The organism is Streptomyces sp. NPDC007264 (genome assembly GCF_042869095.1).
In the GTDB taxonomy this organism is placed as follows: domain Bacteria; phylum Actinomycetota; class Actinomycetes; order Streptomycetales; family Streptomycetaceae; genus Streptomyces.
This window is the reverse complement of sequence record NZ_JBIAFD010000016.1, coordinates 18,496-42,963: the sequence shown is the minus strand read 5'-3', so window position 1 is coordinate 42,963 and position 24,468 is coordinate 18,496. Positions and strand designations below refer to the sequence as shown.

At 73.2% G+C, this 24,468-nt stretch carries 28 protein-coding genes; 12 read left to right on the top strand and 16 right to left on the bottom strand.

The window, feature by feature from the left end; genetic code table 11:
- Nucleotides 1–4: 4 nt before the first annotated feature.
- A complete protein-coding gene (locus ACFYMU_RS25140) occupies nucleotides 5–484 on the top strand; it encodes a nuclear transport factor 2 family protein (RefSeq protein ID WP_388377251.1) in 480 nt (159 codons plus the stop codon).
- Nucleotides 485–570: 86 nt separating this feature from the next.
- Nucleotides 571–2,145 (top strand): apolipoprotein N-acyltransferase, encoded by a 1,575-nt coding sequence (lnt, locus tag ACFYMU_RS25135; RefSeq protein ID WP_388377248.1) that lies wholly within the window; start codon nucleotides 571–573, stop codon nucleotides 2,143–2,145.
- Here the strand turns inward: lnt and ACFYMU_RS25130 are convergent.
- Together ACFYMU_RS25130 and ACFYMU_RS25125 are read right to left on the bottom strand one after the other, a co-directional pair.
- Nucleotides 2,063–2,974, bottom strand: a complete 912-nt coding sequence (locus tag ACFYMU_RS25130) for a Gfo/Idh/MocA family protein (protein WP_388377245.1) — start codon at nucleotides 2,972–2,974, stop codon at nucleotides 2,063–2,065. The two genes, lnt and ACFYMU_RS25130, sit on opposite strands and share 83 nt — an antisense overlap.
- A 10-nt stretch (nucleotides 2,975–2,984) precedes the next feature.
- Nucleotides 2,985–4,208 (bottom strand): FAD-dependent monooxygenase, encoded by a 1,224-nt coding sequence (locus tag ACFYMU_RS25125; protein WP_388377242.1) that lies wholly within the window; start codon nucleotides 4,206–4,208, stop codon nucleotides 2,985–2,987.
- Nucleotides 4,209–4,300: 92 nt separating this feature from the next.
- Between ACFYMU_RS25125 and ACFYMU_RS25120 the strand changes: the two genes are divergently transcribed.
- The 3 genes from ACFYMU_RS25120 (at nucleotide 4,301) to ACFYMU_RS25110 (ending at nucleotide 6,034) form a co-directional block, all read left to right on the top strand.
- Nucleotides 4,301–4,891: a TetR/AcrR family transcriptional regulator gene (locus ACFYMU_RS25120; RefSeq protein WP_388377239.1), complete on the top strand. Its 591-nt coding sequence runs from the start codon at nucleotides 4,301–4,303 to the stop codon at nucleotides 4,889–4,891.
- Between the two features lie 54 nt (nucleotides 4,892–4,945).
- Nucleotides 4,946–5,458 carry a DinB family protein gene (locus tag ACFYMU_RS25115; protein WP_388377236.1) on the top strand — a complete coding sequence of 171 codons (513 nt, stop codon included), beginning with the start codon at nucleotides 4,946–4,948 and terminating at the stop codon, nucleotides 5,456–5,458.
- Between the two features lie 111 nt (nucleotides 5,459–5,569).
- Nucleotides 5,570–6,034, top strand: a complete 465-nt coding sequence (locus ACFYMU_RS25110; RefSeq protein ID WP_388377233.1) for a hypothetical protein — start codon at nucleotides 5,570–5,572, stop codon at nucleotides 6,032–6,034.
- A 176-nt stretch (nucleotides 6,035–6,210) separates the two neighbouring features.
- On the opposite strand, the gene ACFYMU_RS25105 is transcribed toward ACFYMU_RS25110, so the two are convergent.
- The 7 genes from ACFYMU_RS25105 to ACFYMU_RS25075 form a co-directional block, all read right to left on the bottom strand.
- On the bottom strand, nucleotides 6,211–6,768 hold the full coding sequence (locus ACFYMU_RS25105) for a hypothetical protein (RefSeq protein WP_388377230.1): 558 nt from the start codon (nucleotides 6,766–6,768) through the stop codon (nucleotides 6,211–6,213).
- Between the two features lie 233 nt (nucleotides 6,769–7,001).
- Nucleotides 7,002–7,685 carry a uracil-DNA glycosylase gene (gene ung, locus ACFYMU_RS25100; RefSeq protein ID WP_388377227.1) on the bottom strand — a complete coding sequence of 228 codons (684 nt, stop codon included), beginning with the start codon at nucleotides 7,683–7,685 and terminating at the stop codon, nucleotides 7,002–7,004.
- Between the two features lie 92 nt (nucleotides 7,686–7,777).
- Nucleotides 7,778–9,358, bottom strand: a complete 1,581-nt coding sequence (locus ACFYMU_RS25095) for an ABC transporter substrate-binding protein (protein WP_388377224.1) — start codon at nucleotides 9,356–9,358, stop codon at nucleotides 7,778–7,780.
- 198 nt (nucleotides 9,359–9,556) lie between these two features.
- Nucleotides 9,557–10,318 (bottom strand): SDR family oxidoreductase, encoded by a 762-nt coding sequence (locus tag ACFYMU_RS25090; RefSeq protein ID WP_388377221.1) that lies wholly within the window; start codon nucleotides 10,316–10,318, stop codon nucleotides 9,557–9,559.
- Between the two features lie 16 nt (nucleotides 10,319–10,334).
- Nucleotides 10,335–11,096: a 3-oxoacyl-ACP reductase FabG gene (fabG, locus tag ACFYMU_RS25085; protein WP_388377218.1), complete on the bottom strand. Its 762-nt coding sequence runs from the start codon at nucleotides 11,094–11,096 to the stop codon at nucleotides 10,335–10,337.
- A gap of 159 nt (nucleotides 11,097–11,255) precedes the next feature.
- Nucleotides 11,256–11,657: a DUF3037 domain-containing protein gene (locus ACFYMU_RS25080; RefSeq protein WP_388377215.1), complete on the bottom strand. Its 402-nt coding sequence runs from the start codon at nucleotides 11,655–11,657 to the stop codon at nucleotides 11,256–11,258.
- A complete protein-coding gene (locus ACFYMU_RS25075; protein ID WP_388377212.1) occupies nucleotides 11,654–12,427 on the bottom strand; it encodes a HipA family kinase in 774 nt (257 codons plus the stop codon). Before ACFYMU_RS25075 ends, ACFYMU_RS25080 begins: the two co-directional genes overlap by 4 nt.
- 168 nt (nucleotides 12,428–12,595) lie before the next feature.
- Here ACFYMU_RS25075 and ACFYMU_RS25070 point away from each other — a divergent pair, with 168 nt between their 5' ends.
- On the top strand, nucleotides 12,596–13,087 hold the full coding sequence (locus ACFYMU_RS25070; protein ID WP_388377210.1) for a Rieske (2Fe-2S) protein: 492 nt from the start codon (nucleotides 12,596–12,598) through the stop codon (nucleotides 13,085–13,087).
- A 12-nt stretch (nucleotides 13,088–13,099) separates the two neighbouring features.
- Here the strand turns inward: ACFYMU_RS25070 and ACFYMU_RS25065 are convergent, their stop codons facing one another.
- Nucleotides 13,100–13,750 carry a cysteine hydrolase gene (locus ACFYMU_RS25065; RefSeq protein WP_388377207.1) on the bottom strand — a complete coding sequence of 217 codons (651 nt, stop codon included), beginning with the start codon at nucleotides 13,748–13,750 and terminating at the stop codon, nucleotides 13,100–13,102.
- Nucleotides 13,751–13,889: 139 nt separating this feature from the next.
- Here ACFYMU_RS25065 and ACFYMU_RS25060 point away from each other — a divergent pair, with 139 nt between their 5' ends.
- On the top strand, nucleotides 13,890–14,357 hold the full coding sequence (locus ACFYMU_RS25060) for a pyridoxamine 5'-phosphate oxidase family protein (protein ID WP_388377204.1): 468 nt from the start codon (nucleotides 13,890–13,892) through the stop codon (nucleotides 14,355–14,357).
- A gap of 148 nt (nucleotides 14,358–14,505) precedes the next feature.
- On the opposite strand, the gene ACFYMU_RS25055 is transcribed toward ACFYMU_RS25060, so the two are convergent.
- Nucleotides 14,506–15,414: a LysR family transcriptional regulator gene (locus ACFYMU_RS25055; protein WP_388377202.1), complete on the bottom strand. Its 909-nt coding sequence runs from the start codon at nucleotides 15,412–15,414 to the stop codon at nucleotides 14,506–14,508.
- A gap of 74 nt (nucleotides 15,415–15,488) precedes the next feature.
- Here ACFYMU_RS25055 and ACFYMU_RS25050 point away from each other — a divergent pair, with 74 nt between their 5' ends.
- On the top strand, nucleotides 15,489–16,469 hold the full coding sequence (locus ACFYMU_RS25050) for a DMT family transporter (protein WP_388377199.1): 981 nt from the start codon (nucleotides 15,489–15,491) through the stop codon (nucleotides 16,467–16,469).
- Here ACFYMU_RS25050 and ACFYMU_RS25045 read toward each other — a convergent pair.
- Nucleotides 16,460–17,791 carry an aminotransferase class I/II-fold pyridoxal phosphate-dependent enzyme gene (locus tag ACFYMU_RS25045; protein ID WP_388377196.1) on the bottom strand — a complete coding sequence of 444 codons (1,332 nt, stop codon included), beginning with the start codon at nucleotides 17,789–17,791 and terminating at the stop codon, nucleotides 16,460–16,462. The genes ACFYMU_RS25050 and ACFYMU_RS25045 overlap by 10 nt on opposite strands.
- A 39-nt stretch (nucleotides 17,792–17,830) precedes the next feature.
- Between ACFYMU_RS25045 and ACFYMU_RS25040 the strand changes: the two genes are divergently transcribed.
- The gene (locus tag ACFYMU_RS25040) at nucleotides 17,831–18,514 is read left to right on the top strand and encodes a pyridoxamine 5'-phosphate oxidase family protein (RefSeq protein ID WP_388377193.1); all 684 of its coding nucleotides are present in this window, start codon (nucleotides 17,831–17,833) and stop codon (nucleotides 18,512–18,514) included.
- Nucleotides 18,514–19,146 carry an FMN-binding negative transcriptional regulator gene (locus ACFYMU_RS25035; RefSeq protein ID WP_388377190.1) on the top strand — a complete coding sequence of 211 codons (633 nt, stop codon included), beginning with the start codon at nucleotides 18,514–18,516 and terminating at the stop codon, nucleotides 19,144–19,146. Before ACFYMU_RS25040 ends, ACFYMU_RS25035 begins: the two co-directional genes overlap by 1 nt.
- A 102-nt stretch (nucleotides 19,147–19,248) precedes the next feature.
- On the opposite strand, the gene ACFYMU_RS25030 is transcribed toward ACFYMU_RS25035, so the two are convergent.
- From ACFYMU_RS25030 to ACFYMU_RS25020, 3 genes are all read right to left on the bottom strand, one after another.
- Nucleotides 19,249–20,199: a DMT family transporter gene (locus ACFYMU_RS25030; protein ID WP_388377187.1), complete on the bottom strand. Its 951-nt coding sequence runs from the start codon at nucleotides 20,197–20,199 to the stop codon at nucleotides 19,249–19,251.
- Nucleotides 20,200–20,389: 190 nt separating this feature from the next.
- Nucleotides 20,390–21,394 (bottom strand): DMT family transporter, encoded by a 1,005-nt coding sequence (locus ACFYMU_RS25025; RefSeq protein WP_388377184.1) that lies wholly within the window; start codon nucleotides 21,392–21,394, stop codon nucleotides 20,390–20,392.
- A gap of 89 nt (nucleotides 21,395–21,483) precedes the next feature.
- Entirely contained in the window at nucleotides 21,484–22,044 is a 561-nt protein-coding gene (locus tag ACFYMU_RS25020; RefSeq protein WP_388377181.1) for a Clp protease N-terminal domain-containing protein, read from the bottom strand.
- A 280-nt stretch (nucleotides 22,045–22,324) separates the two neighbouring features.
- Between ACFYMU_RS25020 and ACFYMU_RS25015 the strand changes: the two genes are divergently transcribed.
- Nucleotides 22,325–22,753: an SRPBCC family protein gene (locus tag ACFYMU_RS25015; protein ID WP_388377178.1), complete on the top strand. Its 429-nt coding sequence runs from the start codon at nucleotides 22,325–22,327 to the stop codon at nucleotides 22,751–22,753.
- 65 nt (nucleotides 22,754–22,818) lie between these two features.
- Here ACFYMU_RS25015 and ACFYMU_RS25010 read toward each other — a convergent pair whose 3' ends face one another.
- A complete protein-coding gene (locus ACFYMU_RS25010; protein WP_388377175.1) occupies nucleotides 22,819–23,466 on the bottom strand; it encodes a PadR family transcriptional regulator in 648 nt (215 codons plus the stop codon).
- A gap of 138 nt (nucleotides 23,467–23,604) precedes the next feature.
- Here ACFYMU_RS25010 and ACFYMU_RS25005 point away from each other — a divergent pair, with 138 nt between their 5' ends.
- Entirely contained in the window at nucleotides 23,605–24,414 is an 810-nt protein-coding gene (locus ACFYMU_RS25005; protein WP_388377172.1) for a PhzF family phenazine biosynthesis protein, read from the top strand.
- Nucleotides 24,415–24,468: the final 54 nt, after the last annotated feature.

Here is a 24,468-nt window from a genome sequence, read left to right as displayed (position 1 = left end):
GCCGATGACGCAGCGTGTGGAGCTCGCGACCGTGTTGGACAGGCTGGCCGTCGACGGACTCGTCACCGAGTACGCCGTGGCCGTGGACGACGGCGACTGGGAGGCCTACCGGCGGCTGTTCACGGCCGACGGCCGGGCCGACTACCGCTCGGCCGGCGGGATCGAGGGGGACGCCGGACAGATCGCCGCGTGGCTCGCCCGGACGATGCGGTTGTTCCCGATGCGCCAGCACCTGATCGTCAACCGGCGCGTCCGGTTCGGCGTGCTGGAGCAGGACGTGGGCGACACGGCCCGGGTCCAGGCCGACTACGTCAATCCGATGCGGTTCGCGGGAGCGGACGACGGCCCGTCCGAGCCCGACTTCGTCTGCGGCGGCCGGTACGCGTTCGCGTTCCTGCGCACGGAGGAGGGCTGGCGGCTGCGCGAGGTCGTGGTACGGGAGAAATGGCGCCGTGCCCCGCGCGGGCAGGAGGCGGCCGGCTGAGCGTACCCGGTTCGATCACCAGCCCCTCTGTCGGAGATCGTCCGCGGCGCGCACACTAGAAGCACGCACCGGGGAGGAGACGCCGCATGACGATGTCCGGCGACTGGCTCGCCTCCCGGTGGCGGCGCGGTGCCGCCGCCGTGCTGGCGGGTGCGCTGCCGATGCTCGCCTTTCCCGCACCCTCGTGGTGGTGGTTCGCGTACGTGGCGCTGGTCCCGTGGATCCTGCTCGCCCGCTCCGCCCCGACCGGCGGGCGGGCCGCGTACGACGGCTGGCTGGGCGGCTTCGGCTTCATGACGGCCGTGCACCACTGGCTGATACCGAACCTGAACGTGTTCACGTTCGTCATAGCGGCGCTGCTCGGCGCGCTGTGGGCCCCATGGGGCTGGCTGGTGCGGCGTTTCCTCGGCGGGATCCCCTCCCCGGTCCGGATCGGCGCCGCCCTCCTCGTGCTGCCGTCGGGCTGGCTGATGGTCGAGCTCGTCCGCTCCTGGCAGGGGCTCGGCGGCCCCTGGGGGCTGCTCGGGTCGAGCCAGTGGCAGGTGCGGCCCGCGCTGCGGCTCGCGTCGGTCGGCGGAGTGTGGCTGCTGAGCTTCCTCGTCGTGGTCGTCAATGTCGCCGTGGCCGTGCTCGTGTCGCTGCGCCGCTCGCGCGTCCCCGCCGTGGCCGGACTCGTCGCGGCGGCCGTCGCAGGGTCGGCGGCCTGGGTCTGGGCGCCGCGCCCCGTCCCCGACGGGCGGGTGCGGATCGCGGTCGTCCAGCCCGGGATCATCGACGGTACGGAGAGCGGCGACAAGCGGTTCGCCCGCGAGGAGCAGCTGACCCGCGGGCTCGCGGGGCAGCACGTGGACCTGGTCGTCTGGGGGGAGAGCAGCGTCGGCTTCGACCTCGCGCGGCGTCCTGATCTCGCCGGCCGTATCGCGGCGCTGTCCCGGCTGGTGAAGGCCGACATCCTGGTCGACGTGGACGCCCGCCGCTCCGACCGCCCGGGCATCTACAAGAGTTCCGTGCTCGTCGGCCCGGACGGCCTCACCGGCCAGCGGTACGACAAGATGCGGCTCGTCCCGTTCGGCGAGTACATACCGGCGCGATCCGTGCTCGGCTGGGCCACCTCGGTCGGCAGGGCGGCCGCCGAGGACCGCAGGCGCGGTACCGAGCAGGTGGTGATGGACGTGGGGCACGGGCTGCGGGTCGGCCCGATGATCTGCTTCGAGTCCGCGTTCCCGGACATGAGCCGCCGTCTCGCGGACGACGGCGCGGGGGTGCTGATCGCCCAGTCGTCCACCTCGACGTTCCAGCAGAGCTGGGCACCCGCGCAGCACGCCTCACTGGCCGCGCTGCGCGCCGCCGAGACCGGCCGCCCGATGGTGCACGCCACGCTGACCGGTGTCTCCGCCGTCTACGGTCCCGGCGGCGAGCGCGTCGGCTCCTGGCTCGGCACGGACGCGAGCACGTCGGCGGTGTACGACGTCCCGCTCGCCGACGGCGTCACTCCGTACGTCCGCTACGGCGACTGGCCGGTGTACGCGTCCCTGGGGATCCTCGCCCTGCTGTGCGCGGCGGACGGCCTCCGGGTGCTCAGCGGCCGACGGCGCGCTCCCGCACCGCAGCCACCACCCGCTCGCACAGTTCATGGGTCGCCAGTGCGTCACGGGCGCTGAGCACCTTGCCGGCCCGGACCGCGTCGAGGAAGGCGAGCGTGGCCTGCTCGATGCCGCGCTGCCGGGCCACCGGCACCCAGTCCCCGCGCCGCCGCACGGTCGGCTGGCCCTTGTGGTCGACGATCTCCGCCAGGTTCAGCACCTGCCGCTTGGTGTCCTGCCCGGAGACCTCCAGGATCTCCTCCGTCGAACCGCTCAGCCGGTTCATCACGCCGAGCGCGGTGAATCCGTCGCCTGCCAGCTGGAGCACCACGTGGTGCAGCAGCCCGCGCTCCGTGCGGGCCCGCACCGTCACGTCGTCGACGGGTCCCGGCACCAGGAACCGCAGCGTGTCCACGACATGGATGAAGTCGTCGAGGATCATCGTGCGCGGCTCCTCGGGCAGTCCGACGCGGTTCTTCTGCATCAGGATGAGCTCGCGCGGATGGTCGGCGCACTGCACGTACCCGGGTGCGTAGCGCCGGTTGAAGCCGACCGCCAGGCCGACGCCGCGCTCCTCGGCGAGCCGCACCAGCCGTTCGGAGTCGGCGAACCGGTAGGCGAGGGGCTTGTCGACGTACGTCGGCACACCGGCCTCCAGGAGCCGGGCGACGATCTCCGGGTGGGCGGCGGTGGGCGCGTGCACGAACGCCGCGTCGAGGTCCTGGGCCAGCAGCGCGTCCAGGTCGGCGTGCCGCTGCTCCGGGGGAAGACGCAGGCCGTCGGCGACACGGTGGAGCGTCGCGGGGGTCCGCGTCTGGAGGTGCAGTTCGAGCCCCGGCTGCAGCGCGAGCACCGGCAGATACGCCTTCAGCGCTATGTCGCCGAGTCCGATGCAGCCGACCTTCACAGGACCTCTCCTAGGGGTTGGCGACGGGTGCCTCACCGGAAGCATACGGCCGGCCCGGGGGCCGCCAGCCGACGATGTCGTCGAATCCGCGCAGGAGGAGCGTGGGGGCGACCCGGGACACCCCGGAGATCAGTGCGTCGCGCACGACGATGCCGGGGCGGCTGCGCATCAGGTCCAGCCGTGCCGTGCCGACGGCCCTGCGGACGATCGCCATGGTGCGGGGCAGCCGGGCCGCCGTGTAGGCGGCGAGACCGTCGGCGGTGGGGGTCCCTTCGTCCGAGCGAGGCCGGCGGACGGCGTGCGCCAGCACGATCGCGTCCTCGACGGCCTGGTTGCCGCCCTGGCCGAGCAGGGGCGGCATGGCGTGCGCGGCGTCGCCGAGCAGCGCGACCCGGCCGGCGTGGTAGGCGGGCAGCGGCTCGGCGATGTGGTGGACGTCGTGCCGCAGGACGTCCTCGGCACGGGCCGCGGCGAGGACCGCCGGGATCGGATCGTGCCAGTCTCCGAACCGGCGCACCAGTTCGGCCCTCTCGTCGCCGTCCGGCGCGCGTTCTCCGGCGCCGGCCAGGGCCGCGGCGTACGCGTACACCGTGCCGTCCTTCATCGGCTGCGTCCCCCACAGGCGGCCCCGGCCCCACGTCTCGTGGGGCGCCACCTCCGCCCCCGGCAGCGGGAACGTGAGCCGCCAGGTGGTGAATCCGCTGTACACGACCCCGGGATGGGCCGGGAACAGCGCACGGCGTACGGCGGAGTGGATGCCGTCGGCGGCGACCACCAGGTCGGCCTCCATGTCCCCGTCGGGGGTGGTGACGCGGGCCGGGCGGCCGGCGTCACCGGGGTCGGCGAGGACCGCGGGCGTCCCCGTGCGGACGGTGCCGGGCGGGAGCCGGTCCGCCAGTCTGTCGATCAGGGTGGCGCGGTGCAGCAGGACGATCGGGCCGCCCAGGCGCTCGGCGACCGCGGCCCCGTCGGAGCGCATCAGCCAGCGCCCGCTCGGGGTGCGCAGCCCTCCGTCGCCCTGCCAGGCGGCGAGGCCCCGGATCTCGTCCCCGAGTCCGATGACGTCCAGGGCGCGCAGGGCGTTGGGCGACAGCGAGATCCCCGCCCCGACCGGCTCCAGCGAGCCGGCCCGTTCCAGGACGGTGACCCGTCGGCCGCCGCGGTGCAGGGCGACCGCCGCGGTCAGGCCCCCGATCCCGCCTCCGATGACGACGGCGTGCGACGACTGTGCCATGGCTCCTCCTCATGCCCACGGATGACACTACGCCTGTAGTGAGCGATGCGGCGACCTTACTACGGGCGTAGTGCCGCCGGTAGGTTGACCCCATGTCCGTACGCGCCACGGGCGCCTCCCGCGCCGACCTCGTCGCCGACACCGCCCTCGCCCTGCTCGCCGAGCGCGGCATGCGCGGGCTGACGCACCGGGCGGTGGACGAGGCGGCGGGGCTGCCCCAGGGCTCGACCTCGAACCTGGCGCGGACCCGCCTGGCGCTCCTGGAACTCGCGGTGCGACGTCTCGCCGACCGGGAGGCGCGGGTGCTCGCTCGGCACGAGACGCCCGACCCCGAGGCCGGGCCCGACGCGGTGGCGGACGGCCTGGCCCTGGCGGCCCACCGCTCTCTGACCCGCAACCGCGACCTGACGCTGGCGCGCTACGAACTGGCCCTGGAGGCCACCCGTCGGCCCGAACTGCGCCGGCACTTCGACGCGGCCGGAGCCCGCTTCCGCGACCAGCTCACCGGCCTCGTCACCGCCATGGGCTCCACCGACCCGGCCCGGCACGCCCTGTCGCTGCTGGCCTGGCTGGACGGGCTGCTGTTCTCGTGCGTGGCCGGGTCCTTCACGGCGCAGGCCCCGAGCCTCGACGCGGTGCGCGCCGGCCTGCGGGAACTGCTCGACGGGATGCTCGGGCGCTGACCGTCCGCGCGCCGGGCGTGGCGGTGACCGGCTCGGCCGGGTCAGGATGCGGTCATGACCATTCAGCGCCACAGACCCGCCCTGGACGCCGACGAACGCGCCATGCTGGAGGGCTGGCTCGACTACCACCGCCAGACGCTCGCGTCGAAGTGCGAGGGCCTCACCGACGCCCAGCTCAGGACCGCCTCCGTGGAGCCCTCCCCGCTCTCCCTGATGGGTCTCGTGCGGCACATGGCCGAGGTGGAGCGCAGTTGGTTCCGCAAGGTTCTCGTCGGTGACGACCCGGGACCGGTCCACGGCGCGGGCGAGGACCCGGACGCCGGCTTCCGTCTCACCGAGGCCGACACCTGGCAGGAGGCGTACGCCACCTGGCAGGCCGAGATCGCGATCGCGCGCCGCCACGCGGCCCGCTTCGGCCTGGACGACCTGTCCGAGGGACGGAGCAGGTTCACCGACGAGCCGTTCAGCCTGCGCTGGATCTACACCCACATGATCGAGGAGTACGCCCGACACAACGGCCACGCCGACCTGATCCGCGAGCGGATCGACGGGGCCACGGGGGAGTGACGTCACCCGCGTCGGGCCCGCACCCTCCGTACGGGGGCCGACATCACCCGTGCGGGGCATCCTGCGCCTGTCCGCCCCCCAAAGCGGCCCGGACGCAGCAGAGTTACGCGGGTGCATCGAACGACGACGACCGCAACGCTGCTCCTGGTCACCGTGGCCGTCTCGGCCCTCTCCGGCTGCGTCACCGTCCAGCGACCGCCCGCACCCGGCGCGCCGCCGGCGCCCTCGCGCCCCTCCGCGCCGCGCCCGGACGGCAGCGGACAGCCGCACGCCGTACAGGCCCCCGCGCGCGAGGCGCTGGAGATGGTCCGCCCCTCCGACGTCCCCTCGCCGTCGGCCGCCGCCCGGCACGGGAGCACGGCACGGCCGGACCCCGGCGCGGCGTGGACGGCCGGCCCCCACCGCCCGTCCACGACCCCGAGCAGGTCACTGCCCGGGCCGTACACCGGTGGGCAGCCGACCGCCTCCGTCGCGATCCCGGGGAACGCCGACGTGTGCGCGCTCGGCCGCAGCTACGGGCGGTGGCGACCGGACAGCCCCGAGGCGACCATCTGCGGACGCGTCTACGGGCCTTGAGACGACACTCGAGGCGAACGCGTGTACGGCGAGGGGCGCGGGCGCGGAGAGGGGTGCGGGCGTACGGGCGCCTCGGGGCCGCCCGGCGGCCTCCGGGCCGCCCCGAACCTCCGGGCTCCGCAGGCTGCTCCGCCCCGTCGTCGCCGTCGCACGCCACCAGGGCGGCGTGACGGCCCCTACGGCCGCCGTCTCGGCGGCCCCAGCCTCCCCCCGCCGGGGCCGTCCAGGGGGCCGGGCTCGGGCGCGCCGTCCGTCGGCCCCTCCCCCGCCAGCCTGCGCTCCAGGCGTCCGATCGCCGCCCTGACGCCGTCGCCGTAGCCGTCGTCACCGAGGGCGCCGACCGCCCCACGGGCCCGGTGCAGATGGACGCGGGCGGCCTCGCACCGGCCGAGCTTCACGTAGTCGGCGGCCAGGTTGAGATGCAGCGAGGGGTAGAACGCACGGACCGCGAGCACCCCGTCGTGCCCGGCGAGGCGCTCGTCGGCGAGTTCCTGGGCGGCCGACAGCGCTCTCAGGTCCCAGGCCAGTTCGTCCGCCGGGTCGTCCTGGGTGTCCGCCATGTAGTGCGCCAGGGTGCAGCGGTGCAGCGGGTCACCCTCCTCGCCGATCTCGGCCCACAGCCGCAGGAAGCGGTCCCGGGCCTCCTCGCGGTCGCCGCCGTGGTGCAGCATCACGACCTGCCCGATCCGGGTCATGACGGCGTCCGGCGCCGCCTGCTCCTGTCGCTCGGCCACCGCGTCCTCCACGTTCGTCGCCCTCCCCCGCTCTCGGCTTCGCTCGAGCGGGGGTGCACCCTCCACGACGCTAACCGCCCCCGGGGGCAATCGTGCCCAGGCCGCTCCGTACGGACACTGGGCCAAGCCGGTGACGGACGCCGGGCGACCGCCGGACCGGACGGGGGCGGGCGGACAGGGACGGCCGGGCGGGCGCAGTCGGGGCCGGGCCGCCGCCCGGCCCCGACCGGGGATCACCCGAGGTTCGGAACGGTCCAGTCGATCGGCTGGTGCCCCTGCCGGGCCACCGCCTCGTTGATCTGCGTGAACGGGCGCGAACCGAAGAACTTCTTCGCGGACAGCGGCGAGGGGTGCGCGCCCTTGACCACGACGTGCCGCGTCTCGTCGATCAGCGGCAGCTTCTTCTGCGCGTAGTTGCCCCACAGCACGAACACCGCCGGGTCCTGCCGGCCGGCGACCGCGCGGATCACGGCGTCCGTGAACTTCTCCCACCCGCGGCCCTTGTGCGAGTTCGCCTCGCCGCCGCGGACCGTCAGCACCGCGTTGAGCAGCAGCACGCCCTGCTGGGCCCACGGCATCAGATAGCCGTTGTCCGGGACGGGGGTGCCCAGCTCCTCCTTCATCTCCTTGTAGATGTTCCGCAGCGAGGGCGGGATCTTCACGCCGGGCCGCACGGAGAAGCACAGGCCGTGCCCCTGGCCCTCCCCGTGGTACGGGTCCTGGCCGAGGACGAGGACCTTCACCTGCTCGTACGGCGTGGCGTCGAGCGCGGCGAAGACCTCCTCGCGCGGAGGGTAGACGGGACCCTTGGCGCGCTCCTCCTCGACGAACTCCATCAGCTCCTTGAAGTAGGGCTGCTGCACTTCGTCGCCCAGAACGCCCCGCCAGGACTCCGGCAGCATGGCGATGTCGGTCACGTCAACTTCCTCCGATGTGCGGTCACTTCCAGGTCTCAGAACCTACAGGCGACCACTGACAACGGGCCCGCGGGCCCCGCCCGCCGCCGGGACTACCAACTGGTCTTGCGGGACAGTTCCCACACCATCATGATCGTCGACGGGTCCAGGGCGCGCTCGCCGCCGGAGATCTCCTCGCTCGCCGCGAGGAACTGCTTGCCCTGCCACAGCGGCAGCAGCCGGGCGTCGTCGACGAGGACCTGCTGGGCCTCCTGGAACTGCTTGACCACGTTGCCACGGTCGCTCTCGCGCCGGGACTGGGGCAGCAGCACCCCGGTGATCTCCGGCGCCGGGTAGGGCGTGCCGAGCGCGTTCTGGTTGCCGACGAAGGGCGCGATGTAGTTGTCCGGGTCGGGGAAGTCGGGGAACCACCCGCGGCCGAACACCGGGTACTCGCCCTTCTGGTAGCCGGCCACGTACGTCTTCCAGGGACGGCTCTTGAGGGTGACCTGGAAGAGACCCGAGCCGTCGAGCTGGCGCTTGATCTCCCGGAACTCCGGAGCGGTCTCGGAGCCGTAGCGGTCCGTGGTGTACCAGAGGGTCAGCGGGACGCGCTGGTTGATGCCCGCCTCGGAGAGGATCTTGCGGGCCTTGGCCGTGCTGGGGTCCCCGAAGTGGTCGAAGAAGCCCGTGGTGTGGCCGGTGAGCCCTGCGGGGACCATGGAGTAGAGCGGCTCGACGGTGTCCTTGTAGACGTTGTGGGCGATCGCGTCCCGGTCCACGATCTGGGCCACCGCCTTGCGGACGGCGAGCTTGCCGGCCCAGGGGTCCTTCGGGTTGAAGACCAGGTAGCTGATCTCGATGCCCGAGTTCTCGACGAGCTGGATGGACTTGTCGTTGCCGCCGCTCTGGAGGGAGACGATGTCGGAGGCCGCGAGGCCGCGGTACGTGATGTCGATCTTCCCGCTCTTGAGGGCGTTCACCATGCTGGCGGAGTCCTGGAAGTAGCGGATGGTGACCGCGTCGTTCTTCCGCTTGGCGTAGCCCTTGTAGTGGCTGTTCCCGGCGAGCCGGGCCTGCTTGCCCTCCTCGTAGGAATCCAGCGTGTAGGGGCCCGACCCGGTGATCTTGCCGTCCTTGCGCAGCTCCGTGGCCGGGTAGTCGGCCGGGTCCACGATCGACATGGCCGGCGTGGCGAGGACGAAGGGGAACGTGGCGTCCGCCTCGTTGAGGTGGAAGAGCACCTCGCGGTCGCCCTTCACCTGGACCCGTTCGAGGCTGCCGAGCAGTCCGGCCGGGCCGCCCGACACGTTGATCCGCTTGATGCGGTCGATCGAGTACTTCACCGCGCGGGCGTCGAGCTCGTCCCCGTTGGAGAAGGTGAGTCCGTCCCGCAGGACGCAGCGGTACGTCCGGTTCGTGTTGTCCGTGAAGGAGCAGCTCTGTGCGGCGTCGGGGCCCGGCTCGGTCGCCCCGTCCGGGTAGTTGAGCAGCGTCTGGTACACATTGCGGAACAGCTCCCAGGAGCTGTCCCAGGCCGCGGCGGGATCCAGCGTGCTCGGTGAGCTGGTGGTCCCGACGACGATCGGACCTTTGCCTCCCGACGAGCCCGACGAGAAGATCCCACACCCGGTCACCAACGATATGGACGCGATCATCGCCAGCTGACGCAGACTTCTGTTCCTGTTGAACACGCCATGCTCCTCGAGCTGCCACACCAGGGATCGGCAGACGATACCGCAGTGCCCGGCCCGGTTCACCGTGCTCCGACCCGGCCTGTGACCAGTGTGTGATGACGACGTTGTCATCGTCGTCGCTCCCGGGCCTCGACGACAGGGGCGCGGATTCTGTCAAGGGTTCCGGCCGAATCCGCGCCCGTGTCGAGATACGCGTCAGGCGACGCCGGCGTTCAGGAAGATGCCGCCGTCCACGACCAGCGTCTGGCCCGTGATCCAGTCGGACTGGTCCGACGTCAGGAATGCGGCGGCGCCGCCGATGTCGGAGGGCACGCCGAGCCGGCCGAGCGGGTAGGCCGCGGCGGCCTCCGCCTCCCGGCCCTCGTACAGGGCCTGCGCGAACTTGGTCTTCACCACGGCCGGCGCGATCGCGTTGACCCTCACGCGGGGCGCGAACTCGTGCGCCAGCTGCTGGGTCAGGTTGATCATCGCGGCCTTGCTGACCCCGTAGGCGCCGATGAAGGGCGAGGGCGCGAGGCCCGCGACCGAGGCGATGTTGACGATCGCGCCGCCGTTGTCCTTCTGCCAGGCGTGCCAGGCCCGCTGCGCGAAGCCGAGCGCAGAGATCACGTTGGTCTCGAACACCTTGCGCGCGACACCCAGGTCGAGGTCCGCGATCGGCCCGAAGACCGGGTTCGTGCCGGCGTTGTTGACCAGGAAGTCGACGCGGCCGAACGCCTCCATCGTGCGCTGCACGGCGGTGGCCTGGTGGGCCTCGTCGTGCGCCTTGCCGGCGACGCCGATGACCCGGTCGGCGCCGAGCTTCTCGGCGGCCTCCTTGAGCGCCTCCTCGTTGCGGCCGGTGATGCAGACGCGGTCGCCGCGCGCGACGAACGCCTCGGCGATCCCGTAGCCGATGCCGCGGCTGGCGCCCGTGACGAGGGCGACCTTGCCGGAGAGTTCAGGCAGTGCAGTCATGTGTGCGCTCCCGGCCCTAGTCGAGCGGTCCGCCGGCGACGTACAGCACCTGGCCGGAGACGAATCCGGCGGCGTCGCCCGTGAAGAAGGCGATCGCGTTGGCGATGTCGTCCGGCTCACCGACGCGCTGCACGGGGATCTGGGTGGCGGCCGCGGCCTTGAAGTCCTCGAAACCCATGCCGACGCGGTCGGCGGTGGCCTTGGTCATCTCGGTGGCGATGAAGCCGGGGGCGACGGCGTTGGCGGTGATGCCGAACTTGCCGAGCTCCTTGGCCAGCGTCTTGGTGAAGCCCTGCAGGCCGGCCTTGGCGGCCGAGTAGTTCGCCTGGCCTCGGTTGCCGAGCGCGGACGAGGAGGAGAGGTTGACGACACGGCCGAAGCCCGCGTCGACCATGTGCTTCTGGCAGGCACGCGACATGAGGAAGGCGCCGCGCAGGTGCACGTTCATGACGGTGTCCCAGTCCGAGACGCTCATCTTGAACAGCAGGTTGTCGCGGAGCACGCCCGCGTTGTTGACGAGGATCGTGGGCGCGCCCAGCTCCTCGGCGACGCGCGCGACGGCGGCCTCGACCTGCGCCTCGTCCGAGACGTCGCAGCCGACGGCGACGGCCTTGCCGCCCGCGGCCGTGATCTTCTCCACGGTGTCCTTGCACGCGGCCTCGTCGAGGTCGATCACGGCGACCGCACGGCCCTCGGCGGCCAGTCGTACGGCGGTGGCGGCGCCGATGCCGCGCGCACCGCCGGTCACGACGGCGACCCGCTGCTCAGTGGTGGACATTGCTGGTTCTCCTCGCCCTTGGAAAGCCTGGAACACCTTCGAAAGTCTGCGGCCCCACGGTACGCCCCACAGGTGAGCGACCGCTTAGTACCTTCAGCAGACGTGACGCTAGAAGCCCTGGCACCCGGTGTCAACGGCACACCCGGTGCATGTGATCCATTACCTCACCAGGAGGTCCAGCAACCGCTCCGCCTCCGCCGCCGGGTCGGCGGTCAGTCCGGTGTGCACGGGCCCGGGCCGGACGACCGTCGAACGCGGCGCGATCAGCCAGCGGAAGCGCCGCCCGGCGTCGTCGCACGCCGCCTGTCCGGCCGCCTCGCCACCCGCGCACACACCCTCGACGGCGCGGAGCGCGGCGCGTACCCCGGCCACGTCGGCGTCCGGGTCCAGCGCGCGCAGCTTCCCCTCGTCGAGGTGGGTCCGCGCCGTGACGAACGACTTCGCGCGGCAGTAGACGAGCACGCCCGCGTTGAAGCACTCGCCGCGTTCGACGCGCGGCACCACCCGCAGCAGCGCGTACTCGAACACGTCCCGCCCGCTCGCCTGTCCGGCCGTGCTCACTGGTCCCCCCGACGGGTCTCGAGGCCCTGGATGCGTTCGTGGATGACGACGGCACGCGCCAGCAGCGCAGCCGCGTACGCCCGGCGCAGCGTGTCCGGTGTGTCGAAACCGGGCTCGCCGGCCAGCCACTCGTCGGGGATGTCCGCGGTCACCTCGGCCAGCAGGTCGTCGGTGACGAGCGGCGCCAGCTCCGCGGCGGCGCCCGCCACGTCCGGCGCGAAGGAGGCGAGGGCGTGCTCCGAGGCGTCGTAGGGCCGGGCGGCCGAGACCTCGGCACCGGGCCAGTTGTGCTGCCAGATCATGGTGGCGCCGTGGTCGATGAGCCACAGGCCGCCGTGCCACATCAGCAGATTGGGATTGCGCCAGGAGCGGTCCACGTTGCCGACGAGCGCGTCGAACCAGAGGATCCGCCCGGCCTCCTCGGGGCCGATCCGGAACGCGAGCGGGTCGAAGCCGATCGCCCCGCTGAGGAAGCCCATGCCGAGGTTGAGTCCGCCGCTCGCCCTGAGCAGCCCCTGCACCTCCTGGTCCGGCTCGCCGAGGCCCAGCACCGGGTCGAGGCCGATGGCCACCAGAGCGGGCACGCGCAGGCCCAGCCGCCGGGCGAGTCCCCCGCACACGACCTCGGCGACGAGCGTCTTGCGGCCTTGACCGGCTCCGGTGAACTTCATGACGTACAGGCCCAGGTCGTCGGCCTCGACGAGCCCCGGCAGCGAACCGCCCTCGCGCAGCGGCGTGATGTAGCGGGTCGCGAAGACTTCCTTGAGCACCGTCCCAGGTTACTGGGGCGTTCGGGGGCCATCCGGCGCGGCCCGTGTGCGCCGTGCGGCGACGCGCGTCGCGAGCGGGTCAAAATGTGGACGTCGTCTGAACGGGCGGCGCCCACAGGCCGTACCTCCGTACAGATCTGCGAAGCATCCGTGGAAGGGAACGTCAGCATGACCAGCGAACCGCTTCAGCCCGTCCGGGCACCGGCCCGCCGCACGGTCGTGGCGGCGGTCGGAGCGACGGGGCTCGCCGTCGCGCTGACCGCGTGCGGGGGTTCGGACGACACATCGTCGAGTTCGACCGGCCCACAGGACAACGCCAGCCCGACCGACGGCGGCACGGGCGGAGGTGAGAACGCCGCGGCCGGCTCCGGCGGCACGGTGCTGACGAAGACCTCGGACATCCCCGAGGGCGGCGGCAAGGTCTTCGCCGACCAGGGGGTGGTCGTGACCCAGCCGACGGCGGGACAGTTCAAGGCGTTCTCGTCCAAGTGCACGCACCAGGGGTGTGCGGTGAAGGACATCTCGGACGGCGTGATCACCTGCCCCTGCCACGGCAGCCACTTCTCCGCGACCGACGGCAGTGTGAAGAAGGGTCCGGCGACCCAGCCGCTGCCCGCCGCGAAGATCACCGTGGCCGGGGACGAGATCAAGCTGGCCTGACCCGGTGTCTCCTCACCCCTGTGCCGGCCGGCCCCGGGGCGCGAGGCAGGCCAGGACCTCGTCGGTGGTCGCGATCGTGGCGACCAGGGCCAGGGTGTTGCGGACCATGGCGGGCGTGTACTCGGGGGGCACTCCCGCGATGGCGTCCGCGGGCACGACGGCCTGGTAGCCGCCGTTGACGGCGTCGAACACGGCGTTGGGGACCGCCACGTTGGCCGAGACCCCGGTGACGACCAGCGTACGGCAGCCCAGATTGCGCAGCAGCGCGTCGACCTCGGTCCCCGCGACCGGCGACAGGCCGTGCAACCGCCGTACGACGAGATCCTCCTCCGTCACCTCGACGGGTTCCGCGACGCGGACCGCCGCGGTGCCGGACAGCTGCTGCACCGGCAGCCGTTCGGCCGCGCGGAAGAGGCGCGCGTTGCGGCTGGCGCCACGGCCGTCCGGGCGGCGCTCGGCGATGGTGTGGATCACCTGCACCCCGCCCTCGTGCGCGGCCGCGACCAGGCGTGCCACGTTGGCGAGCGCCCCCGACGCGCGGGCCTCTTCGGCGAGTTCGGGCAGGGCGCTGTCCGGGCCCACGACCCCTTGCTGGCACTCGACGGTGAGCAGCACCGTGGTCCGGGGGTCGAGGAGTGCGCGGAGCTGTTCGGGAGACGGCATGGCTTGCCCTTGTCGTCGGCGGCCGGCGCGGGGGAGAGTATCGGCCCTCGTCACCGGACGGAAGACGACCCCTTCTCTTTTCTGACGTGATGTCAGAGGATCTCTCTGGCACGACGTGGGAGAAGAAGAGGGGTACCCCATGACCGTCACGCAGCGCCGGGGCCGGAAGATCATGATGACCTCCGGCGAGCTGGACGAATTCCTCACCACCCAGCGCACCTGCCGGGTGGCGACCGTGTCGGCCGACGGCAGCCCGCATGTGAGCGCCCTGTGGTTCGCCTGGGACGGCACCTCACTGTGGCTGTACTCGGTGGTGCGCAGCAAGCGTTGGGCCGACCTGCGGCGCGATCCGCGCATCGCCGTGGTGATCGACACGGGCGAGGAGTACGACCAGCTGCGGGGCGTCGAGCTGTCCGGCACGGTGGAGTTCGTGGGCGAGGCTCCGCGCACCGGGGAGCTGTGCGCCGAGCTCGACGTGCCCGAGACGCTGTTCGCGCGCAAGAACTTCGGCCTGGAGGAGATGCCGCACGACGGCCGCCATGCGTGGCTGCGGCTGACGCCGGCGAAGATCGTCTCCTGGGACTTCCGCAAGCTCGGGTCGCTCTGACGCGCACGGCGGCTCCCCCTCACCCGGCGGCTCCCCTCACCCGGCGGCTCCCCTCACCCGGCGGCTCCCCCTCACCCTGCGGCACCCCCTCCCCCGGCCGCACCCGCCTCCCCCGGCCGCTCGGTCTCGGCCGCCGCTCCGGCTCGGTTCACCTCGCCGCTATGGCCCGCCCCGCCGTGCGCAGCGCCTCCACCGCCGCCCTGATCGACGGGCGGCGGTCGGCGTCGGCCCGCCACACCACGAACACATGCCGTCGCACGCGCTGCCGCAGCGGCACGGTCACGACACCCTCCGGCGTGGGATGGCGCCCGAGCAACGGTGCGATGCACACCCCCAGTCCGGCCGCGACCAGCCCCAGTTGCGTGTGCGTCTCGCAGGCGCGGTGCCCGATGCGCGGCTCGATGCCCCTGGAACGCAGCGTGAACATCAGCCACTCGTGGCAGAACTCGCCCTCTCCCCAGGTGATCCACTCGTCATCGGCGAAGTCCCCGAGGTCCACCTCCGCCTCGCCCGCGAGCCGGTGTCCGAAGGGCATCGCCACATCGGCGGGATCGTCGAGGATCGCCGCCTTCACCAGGCCGTCGGGCAGCGGCATCGGCTTGTTGTACCAGTCGAGGACGACCGCGAGATCGAGGTCGCCGCGCACCACGCCGGCGACCCCGGCCTCCGGCTCGAGCTCGCACGAGCGCAGCCGCAGCGCCGGATGACCGGCGCGCAGCGCGGCGAACGCGGTCGGGAACAGTCCGCGTGCGGCCGTCGGGAAGGCCGACAGGCGCAGCTCACCGGCCACTTGGCCGCGCTGGGCCTCCAGATCGGCCTGGGCGAGTTCGACCTGCGACAGAATCCGTGCCGCGTGGTCGGCGAGCAGCCGGCCGGCGTCCGTGAGCCGCACCCCCCGCCCGTTCCTGGCCAGGAGCCGCTGTCCCACCTCCCGCTCCAGTTTGGCCATCTGCTGGGAGACGGCCGAGGTCGTCACGTGCAGCCCCTCGGCCGCCCCGCTGACCGAGCCGTGCCGGGCGAGGGCGTCGAGGGTGCGCAGGCGCTCCAGGTTCAACATGTAAGCAATGCTAAGAGATACTGCATGCGAAATCTCGATTGTGCTACGAGATGACCTGCGCGATCGTTACCGCCATGACCACCGCCGCCACCCGACGAACCGCCAGCGCCCCCGCCCTCGCCCCTCGCCGTCGGCCCGCGCTCGACTGGCGGATCCGCTTCGGCCTCCTCTCGCTGATCTGGGGCTTCAGCTTCCTGTTCATCAAGGTCGGCACACAGGCGTACGCCCCGTTCCAGGTCACCCTCGGCCGTCTGGTGTTCGGCACCGCGGTGCTCGCCGCGGCGATGGCCTTGAAGCGGCAGGGCCTGCCACGCGGTACCCGCACCTGGGGGCATCTCACCGTCGCGGCGTTCCTCCTCAACGCGCTGCCGTTCTCCCTCTTCGCCTACTCGGAACTGACGATCCCCTCGACGCTCGCCGGGATCTGCAACGCCACCTCGCCGTTGTGGGGCATGGCGCTGTCCCTGGTCGCGCTCTCCGAGGACCGGCCGAGCCGGCGTCGTGTCGCGGGGCTGGGCATCGGGTTCCTGGGGGTGCTGACGGTGCTCGGCGCCTGGCAGGGTTTCGAGGGCCTGGACCTGACGGGCACGGCGATGGCCCTGCTCGCCTCGCTCAGCTACCCGGTCGGCTGGATCTACGTCCGCCGCACCCTGGCCGGCTCCCCGCACTCGCACCTGTCGCTGACCGGTGCGCAACTGCTGCTGGCCACCGTCCAACTGGCCGTGGTCACGCCGCTGTTCACCACCCTGCCGAGCCGGTTCCCGCTCGTCCCGCTGCTCTCGGTCGCGGCCCTTGGCACCCTCGGCACCGGGCTCGCCGTGCTCGTCCAGTACGGCCTGGTCGCCGAGGTCGGCCCGACCACGGGCCAGATGGTCACGTACTTCATCCCGGTCATCGCCACCGCGGCGGGCGTCGCGGTCCTGGGCGAGTCGCTGACCTGGTCGACCCCGGTGGGCGCGGCGGTCGTGCTGGCGGGCGCCGCGCTGACACAGGCCCGGCCCAGGAGCGGGCCGCGGAATCGGACGTGGCTGCGGGCGGGGCGGAGTCAGACGTAACTGCGGGCGGGGGCGGGACCGAGGGCGGCGGCGACCGCGTCCGCCAGTGGCCCGGTCTCCTGCGGGGTCAGGGTGGAGACGGTGATCCGGATGCCGGGCGGCGCGCTCATCCGGAAGCGCGCGCCGGGCGCGACGGCCCAGCCCGCGTGCAGCAGCCGCGCGACCACTCCCGTCTCGTCCGGCACGGGCACCCACACGTTCATCCCGCTGCGTCCGCGGGCCGTGACGCCACGCTCGGCGAGCGCCCCGATCAGCGCGTCCCGACGGCACCCGTACGCGGCCGCCACCGCCCGCGCGTCCACCTCGCCGTCGGTCCACAGCCGCACCAGGGCGCGCTGCAGGATCCGGCTCACCCACCCCGGCCCCAGCCGCTGCCGCCCCAGGACCCGGTCGACGGTGACGGTGTCCCCGGTGAGGACGGCCAGCCGCAGATCCGGCCCGTACGCCTTGGCGGCCGAGCGCACGAAGGCCCAGTGCCGGGTGACTCCTGCGAGCGGGTGGAGGGGCACGTCGACGATCCCGTGACCGTGGTCGTCCTCGACCAGCAGGGTCCCCGGGTGGTCCCGGAGCACGGAACGCAGGGCACCCGCGCGGGGGGCACTCACCGCCGCACCGGTCGGGTTCTGCGCCCGGTCCGTGACGATCAGGGCGCGCGCCCCCGCCCGCAGGGCGTCGCGCACATCGGCGGCCAGCGGCCCCTCGTCGTCGACACCGACGGGCACCGTGCGCAGCCCGAGCGCCGGAACCAGGTCGAGGATCCTGCCCCACCCCGGGTCCTCGACGGCGACCGTGTCCCCGGCCCGCAGGTGGGCCGTCAGGACGCGCTCGACGGCGTCCAGCGATCCGGACAGCACGGCGAGCGGCCCGCCGGGCACCCCGTCCGTGTCGAGACCGGCCCGCGCGAGGCGCCCCAGCTCGGGTTCCACGGGGACGTCCCCGTAGAGCACGGGCTCCCGCTCGCCCTGCGCCGCGGCCGCCGCGAACGCCCGCCTCAGCGGTGGAAGCAGCGCCGGATCGGGGTTGCCGCTCGCGACGTCGCGCACCCCCTCGGGCACCTCCACCCGCAGATGGTCCCGCCCCGTCGTGGCCGGCGTCGGCCGCACCCGGCTGCCCCGCCGTCCCGCGGTCTCGATGACTCCGCGCTCACGCAGGATGCGATAGGCGGCTCCGACCGTGTTGGGATTCACGCCCAGCGCGACGGCCAGCTCCCGCAGCGGCGGGAGGACTTGACCCGGCCCCAGCGCCCCCTCCCCCACCGCTCGCTCGATGTTCGCCGCGATCTCCGCTGCGCCCCGCCCCTCGATCCGATATTCTCCTAGCACAAAAGAGATTATGCACTAGTGCAGTAGGGAGCGCACCTCATGCAGGGGACTCAGCCGCCGACGTCGCCGCCCGGCGCCTACACACCGACCGACCGCACCGTCCCCACCCGCTCCGCGGACCGGGCGGCGTACGACAAGGAGCTGGTGCACGAGATACTCGACGAGGGGTACGTGTGCCATCTCGGCTACGTCCGCGACGGCGCTCCGGTCGTGCTGCCCACGCTGTACGGGCGCGTCGGCGAGCGGCTCTACCTCCACGGTTCGACGGGCTCGCGCCCGCTGCGGATGACGGGCGTGGCGGACCCCGGGCTCGCCGTCTGCGTGTCGGTGACGCACGTGGACGGTCTGGTGCTGGCCCGCTCCGCCTTCCACCACTCGGTCAACTACCGTTCCGTGGTGGTGCACGGGGTCGCCCGCCAGGTCACCGACCCCGAGGAGAAGCGGACGGCCCTGGACGCGCTGGTCGACCACGTCGTGCCGGGCCGTTCCCGCGACGCCCGCCCCGCCAACGCGAAGGAACTGGCCGCCACCGCCGTCATCCGCCTCGACCTGGACGAGGTCTCGGCGAAGGTGCGCACCGGCGGTGTGAACGACGAGCCCGAGGACCTCCCGCTCCCGCACTGGGCGGGCGTGGTCCCGGTCCACACGGTGTACGGCACTCCGCTCGCCGAGTCCGACCTGGCCCCCGGCGTCGCGCTCCCCGACTACCTGACGGTCCTGTGATGCTCGTCCACCCCTGGGACGCAGCCCGCGACGACTCCGAGTGGCGGGAATGGCTCGCCGCCCACGACTTCGGGCAACTCGCCGTGAACGGCCTGCCGGGCGAACCGCCGTACGTCCAGCCGCTTCATTTCGCCTACGACGCCGGGCGCGGCGAGGTGCTGGGCCACCTGGCCCGCCCGAACCCGCTGTGGCCCGCGCTGGAGGCGGACCCGGACGTGCTGCTGAGCGTGGTCGACGACTACGTGTACGTGCCGGGCCCCTGGCAGGCCGCGCCGGACGCCCCGCCCGAGCACGGCGTGCCGACCAGCTTCTACGCGGCGGTACAGCTGAGGTGCACGGCCCGTTTGGTGGACGATCCGGACGAGAAGGCGGACCTGTTGAACCGCCAGCTCGGCCACTTCCAGCCGCAGGGCGGCTCCGCGCGGGCGGCGGCGGGCGAGGCGCCCTACGGCCGCCTGCTGTCCGGCATCCGCGGGCTGCGCCTCGAAGTCACCGGCGTCCGTGCGAAGTTCAAGTACGCGGGGAAAAGGCAGGGCGAGGTCCAGGACCGGATCGCGGCCGGGCTGGCGGGCCGCGGTGCTCCGCGCGACACCGCCGCGCGCGACCACCTGCTGCGCAGGCGCAGTACCTGAGCCGGACACGGCCCGTCTCCACGCGGCTCGGCGCCCGTCCCGGGCCGCCGGGCGCCCCGACCCGCCGGCCCGAACGACCGGTTCGGCCCGTGCCCGGCCCCGTCACACGAGGACCGGTTCGTCCTCCGGTCGCCGTGCCCCGCGCGCCTCGGCCAGGGCGAGCCCCGCGACCGAGCCCAGCATCAGCGCGGTGCCGACGAGGGTCGCCGCCGTGAGTCGCTCACCGAGCAGGGCGACCGCGAGCACCGCCGCGCTGACCGGCTCCAGCAGCATGACCACCGACACGGTGGTGGACCGTACGACGGCGGCACCCGCGAAGTACAGGGCGTAGGCCAGCGCCGTGGGGATCGCGGCGATGTACGCCAGCAGCCCCACGACGTCTCCGGGCTCGGCGGTGTGCGGCACCAGGCCCTCGGCCACGGCGAAGGGCAGCAGGCACAGCGCGGTGACCGCGAACGCCCACACGGTCGTGCCGGACGCGTCCGCCCCGCCGTCGCGTCCCCACCACCGCGTCAGGAGCGTCATCAGGGAGTAGCCGGCCGCCGACACGACCGCGAGCAGCACGCCCCACGCACGCACGGTCGCTTCGCCGCCGCCGAGCACGAGCACCCCCAGCCCGGCGAGCGCCCCGACGACGGCGGTGACCCCGCCGCCGCCGAGCCGCTCCCCCATGGTCAGACGTGCGCCGAGCGCGATGAGCACCGGTCCGCTACCCAGGGTGACGACGGTCGCCACGGCGAGTCCGGTGGCCGAGACCGCCGCGAAGTAGGCGGTCTGGAACACGGCGAGCCCCAGACCGGTGGCACCGGCCCGCACCGCCTTGCGGGCGAGCGGTTCGGGTGCGGCACTCCGCGTGCGCGGGCGCAGCGGGCGGGTGGCGAGCAGCAGGAGCAGTCCCGCCGCGCAGCGCCAGAAGGAGAGGGCGACGGGCCCCATGTCGCTGATCCGGTAGACCAGGGAGGCGGCGGCGCCCGCGGTGCCCCAGGCGGCACCGGCGACGATCAGATAGAGGAGGCCACGCCCGACGGGCAGGCCTGAGGAAGCATTCGACACGAGTCGTCTCCGCAGATACGCAGAAGTTCGGAAGGAGACCCCGGGTCGGCGTCCGAGCGGCGGGGTCCGTGGACCTCTTCTGCGGGCAGCGCCGTTCCGCCCGGCGACAGGCCGGGCGCGTGGTCCGGGAGGCCCGCCTCAGGCGGCCGGAGGCGGAAGAACGCGTGCGCCCGAATGCATGATCGGAACCCTATGCGGCCGTTTCACGCGCCGGCAACTCCCTTTCCCCGCCGCCGCTCGCCACCGGCTCGGCGGCCCCCTTCGCCGGCGCCGACGACTGGGCGATGAAGGCACCCACCAGGACGACCGCGCCGCCCAGGAGCTGAGGCGCCGACAGGTGCTCACCGAGCAGCACCCAGGCCAGGACCGTGGCGATGACCGCTTCCAGGCAGGCCACGACGCCCGCCACCGGAGGAGAGAGCCGGCGCACGGACAGCACCCCGGTGACGTACGCCAGGACCGTGGCGACGAGGACGATCCAGGCCAGGAGGACGAACGCCGGCACCTGGGCGCCGTTCATCCGCGCGGTGCCCGCGACGACGGACCAGTCCATGCGCCAGGGCCGGGTGACGGCGGTGAGCACGGCGGCCCCGGCCAGCAGGCCGTAGGCGATGACACCGAGCGGGTCCGGGGCCTGTTCCCCGGCGTCGCCGCCGTGGTCGGACAGGACGAAGTAGCCGACCTGGCAGCAGGCGGCGCCGAGCGCGAGCAACAGGCCGAGGGCGTCGAAGCCGAGCCCCGACCACACCTCGACGACACACGCGAGTCCGCCCACCGCGAGGACGACGCCGACCGCCGCGGCGCGCGTCACGGGCCGCCGCTGCACGAACCGCACCCAGCCGAGCACGAGTGCGGGCGCGAGGTACTCGACGAGCAGGGCGACACCGACGGGGATCCGGGAGATCGCGGCGAAGTAGCAGGCCTGGACACCGGCCACGGCGAGCAGACCGAAACCGGCGAGCAGGACGGGGCGGCCACGCACCAGGGCACGGTGGCGCACGGCGAACGGCAGCATCACGAGGGCCGCGCCCGCGACCCGCAGCCACACCACGTGGAGCGGATCGAGCCCGGCCTGGATCAGCGGTTTGGCCGCGACGCCCGATCCGCCGAACGCGACCGCCGACACCAGGGCGAGCCCCGGTCCGACGCCCCTGCCCTGGTTGCCCTGACTGCCCCGAGACGTATGCACCGGCACATGATGACAGGCGACGACATGAGCGTCACCCCTGATAGCACCTGTCTCACGGAGTGGACCTCGACACCCGTCGCGGCGGGACCGGCCGATCAGCGGGCGACGCCGCACCCGCCGCCCGCGGCACACTCCTCGACGGCGGCCACCGCGTCGATCCGTGCCGCCAGGGCCCGTACGTCGACACCGGTACGGCCGAGCACCTCGACGGCGCGCGACCCGGGGTCGGCGGTGATCGCAGCGAGCAGGTCCAGCCCGCGCGCACAGGCGTCGCCGCGCCGCTCCGCACGCGCGTACGCCACGTCCATGGCGCTCACGGCCGTCGGCGACCAGCCTTCCGGTCCACTCGGCACCGGCCTCGCACCGGAGCCCTCGACGGTCCCGCGCCACCGCAGGCCGTAGCCGATGGCGCGCTGGACGAGGTAGCCGAGCAGCCGAGCGGCCTGCGGACCCTCGAAGGCGCCGCGCACCTCGGGGTCGGACTCCAGCAGGGAGTGCAGCAGATGGGCCGTGTCGATCTGCCGGTCCCCGTCGCGCACCGCCCTCCTGCGGGCACCCGCGACCACCGCGACCAGCTCGTCGGTGAGCCGGGCGCCCTGGTCCGTGCGGTGCGCGCCGCGCTCGGCGGCGGGCTGCTGCGTGTGACGGGCTGACACGTCCCCCACCTCATCAGCCCCATGACTGCGGGTCATCCCCGGCGGGCAGCATTCTCGTGTCCCGCACAGGGTGGGCATGGCCGGCCGACTCCTCCTCCTTGCGGATGACATCACGTCGTATTTCCCCCGGAGACCGCGCGCCGCCTTGCGGGGCCGCAGCCCGGAACGGCCTCCACAATTTCTGACGGTTCATCAGTATTGAATGTTCCAGGCCCTGCGGCTACGTTCCGCGACACCGTAGCTGCGCCCGGCGCAGCAGCCGACGCAAAGGGGTGGTCGCATGGCCGAAGTCAGCGCGGAAGCGCGTATCGAGGCACCCGCCGAGAAGGTGTGGGCCCAGCTCACGGACTGGTCGGCGTACGGCGAGTGGAACGCCACCCACACCAGTTTCCCGAAGGGCGGCCCCGAGACCCTGGAAGTGGGCGGGACCTTCGAGGAGAACATGAAGCTCATGGGTTTCCCGGCCGAGGTCACCTGGACCATCGACGAGTTGCAGCCCGGGCGTGTTCTGGCCATCCGGGGCAAGGGCCCGATGGCCGTGAACGTCGCCACCCGCTACACCCTGACGCCGGACGGCGAGGCGACCTCCGTCCGCATCGACGGCGAGTTCACCGGAGCGGCGGTCTCCCTCATGGCGGGCAAGCTCAAGGACTCCGCGACGGCGGCCCTGAACGAGTCGCTGCGCAAGCTCGGGGCACTGGTGGCCTGAGCACGCCGCGCACGGACGAGGACGCGCCCCGCGGACCTCTCGCCGCGGGGCGCCCCGGCCCGCCGTCAGTCCTCGCCGGCGAGGATCAGGTACAGCTTCTTGCGGGCCTCGTTGATGACCGCCAGCGCCTTGTCGCGCTGGTCCTTGTCGCCGGCCTTCCAGACCTGGCCGAACGCCTCCATCAGACCGAAGCCGGCCTGCCGGATCTCGTGCAGGGACTCCCAGTCGACGCCGCGCGCGGCCTCTTCCCAGGGGGCGTCGGGGCCCTCCTCCGCCGCGCCGCGGCCCGCCTCGGTGAGCGAGAAGAGCTTCTTGCCGCCCTCGCTCTCACTGGTGATCAGCCCCTCGTCCTCCAGCAGTTGGAGAGTGGGATAGACCGAGCCGGGGCTGGGCTTCCAGGCGCCGCCGCTGCGCTCGGCGATCTCCTGGATCATCTCGTAGCCGTGCATGGGCCGGTCCTTGAGGAGGGCCAGGATCGACGCGCGCACATCGCCGCGCCGCGCCCTTCCTCGCGGTCCGCCCCGGCCACGCCCGGCCCAGGGGCCGCCCGCGCCGAAGAACCCCGGCCCGCCGAAACCGGGCCCGCCGGGGCCACCCGGCCCGAAGGGCCCGAAGGCTCCCCGCAGGCTCTCGAAGCCGCCCCTGCCGTGACGACCGGGGCCGCCGTGGTGTCCGTGCCGTTCGAATCCGAAGTCGTGCCCCTGGGAGCGCATGACGCTCACCCCATTCCATCGTTGATCGGTCGCGATGCGTCAACGATATATCGGAAGACTGGGTGTGGCAAGACACCCGGTCCAGTCGTCGCCCAGTGGCATTGGCCCGCCGGGTCCGCCTGCCTCTAGCGTCGGGCCATGCGGATTCGTATCGTCGACGCCTTCACCGACCGCCCCTTCGCCGGCAACCCGGCCGGGGTGCTCCTCCTCGACGCCTTCCCGGACGACGGATGGCTCCAGAACGTGGCCCGCGAGGTCAACCACGCCGAGACCGCGTTCGCGCACCGCCTGCCCGAGGGCGGCGAGGCCGACTGGGCGCTGCGCTGGTTCACGCCCGCCACCGAGGTGGCCCTGTGCGGCCACGCCACCCTCGCCACCGCCCATGTGCTGCGGACCACGGGCGCCCACCAGGGGCCCGTGCGGTTCGCCACCCGCAGCGGCGTCCTGAGTGCCGCACCGCGCGAGGACGGCTCCATCACGCTGGACTTCCCCACCGCGCCGCTCACGCGTGCCGAGATCCCGGAGGGCGTGGCCGAAGCCCTCGGCGCCCAGCCCCGCACCGCCTTCGACACCGGACCGGGCGTGGGCGACCTGGTCCTCGAACTCGCCGACGAGAAGACGGTGCTGGGCCTGGCCCCCGACCACCAGGCGCTGCGCCGCCACTCCGCGCGCGGCGTCATCGCCACCGCCCGCGCCGAGGACCCCTCCCGGGGGTACGACTTCGTCTCGCGCTGCTTCTTCCCGAACGTCGGCATCGACGAGGACCCGGTCACCGGCAGCGCCCACACCGCCCTGGCCCCCTACTGGTCCGAGCGCCTCGGCCGCCTGGAACTCACCGGACTCCAGGCCTCCCCGCGCTCCGGCCGTGTCCGCACGGAGCTCCGCGGGGACCGCACCCTGCTGACCGGCCGCGCGGTCACCGTCATCGAGGGCGAACTGCTCGCGTGACGGCATCGCGGGGCGGGGGCGTACGACGGTGCCGTACGCCCCCGCCCGCGCCCG

What these genes read in the sequence shown, in the direction of transcription:
- ACFYMU_RS25015 (WP_388377178.1), top strand. Translation starts at nt 22,325, where the DNA reads ATGGCCGAAGTCAGCGCGGAAGCGCGTATCGAGGCACCCGCCGAGAAG.
- lnt (WP_388377248.1), top strand. Translation starts at nt 571, where the DNA reads ATGACGATGTCCGGCGACTGGCTCGCCTCCCGGTGGCGGCGCGGTGCC.
- ACFYMU_RS25060 (WP_388377204.1), top strand. Translation starts at nt 13,890, where the DNA reads ATGACCGTCACGCAGCGCCGGGGCCGGAAGATCATGATGACCTCCGGC.
- ACFYMU_RS25140 (WP_388377251.1), top strand. Translation starts at nt 5, where the DNA reads ATGACGCAGCGTGTGGAGCTCGCGACCGTGTTGGACAGGCTGGCCGTC.
- ACFYMU_RS25010 (WP_388377175.1), bottom strand. Translation starts at nt 23,466, where the DNA reads ATGCGCTCCCAGGGGCACGACTTCGGATTCGAACGGCACGGACACCAC.
- ACFYMU_RS25050 (WP_388377199.1), top strand. Translation starts at nt 15,489, where the DNA reads ATGACCACCGCCGCCACCCGACGAACCGCCAGCGCCCCCGCCCTCGCC.
- ACFYMU_RS25125 (WP_388377242.1), bottom strand. Translation starts at nt 4,208, where the DNA reads ATGGCACAGTCGTCGCACGCCGTCGTCATCGGAGGCGGGATCGGGGGC.
- ACFYMU_RS25120 (WP_388377239.1), top strand. Translation starts at nt 4,301, where the DNA reads ATGTCCGTACGCGCCACGGGCGCCTCCCGCGCCGACCTCGTCGCCGAC.
- ACFYMU_RS25035 (WP_388377190.1), top strand. Translation starts at nt 18,514, where the DNA reads ATGCTCGTCCACCCCTGGGACGCAGCCCGCGACGACTCCGAGTGGCGG.
- fabG (WP_388377218.1), bottom strand. Translation starts at nt 11,096, where the DNA reads ATGTCCACCACTGAGCAGCGGGTCGCCGTCGTGACCGGCGGTGCGCGC.
- ACFYMU_RS25115 (WP_388377236.1), top strand. Translation starts at nt 4,946, where the DNA reads ATGACCATTCAGCGCCACAGACCCGCCCTGGACGCCGACGAACGCGCC.
- ACFYMU_RS25065 (WP_388377207.1), bottom strand. Translation starts at nt 13,750, where the DNA reads ATGCCGTCTCCCGAACAGCTCCGCGCACTCCTCGACCCCCGGACCACG.
- ACFYMU_RS25090 (WP_388377221.1), bottom strand. Translation starts at nt 10,318, where the DNA reads ATGACTGCACTGCCTGAACTCTCCGGCAAGGTCGCCCTCGTCACGGGC.
- ACFYMU_RS25005 (WP_388377172.1), top strand. Translation starts at nt 23,605, where the DNA reads ATGCGGATTCGTATCGTCGACGCCTTCACCGACCGCCCCTTCGCCGGC.
- ACFYMU_RS25070 (WP_388377210.1), top strand. Translation starts at nt 12,596, where the DNA reads ATGACCAGCGAACCGCTTCAGCCCGTCCGGGCACCGGCCCGCCGCACG.
- ACFYMU_RS25040 (WP_388377193.1), top strand. Translation starts at nt 17,831, where the DNA reads ATGCAGGGGACTCAGCCGCCGACGTCGCCGCCCGGCGCCTACACACCG.
- ACFYMU_RS25055 (WP_388377202.1), bottom strand. Translation starts at nt 15,414, where the DNA reads ATGTTGAACCTGGAGCGCCTGCGCACCCTCGACGCCCTCGCCCGGCAC.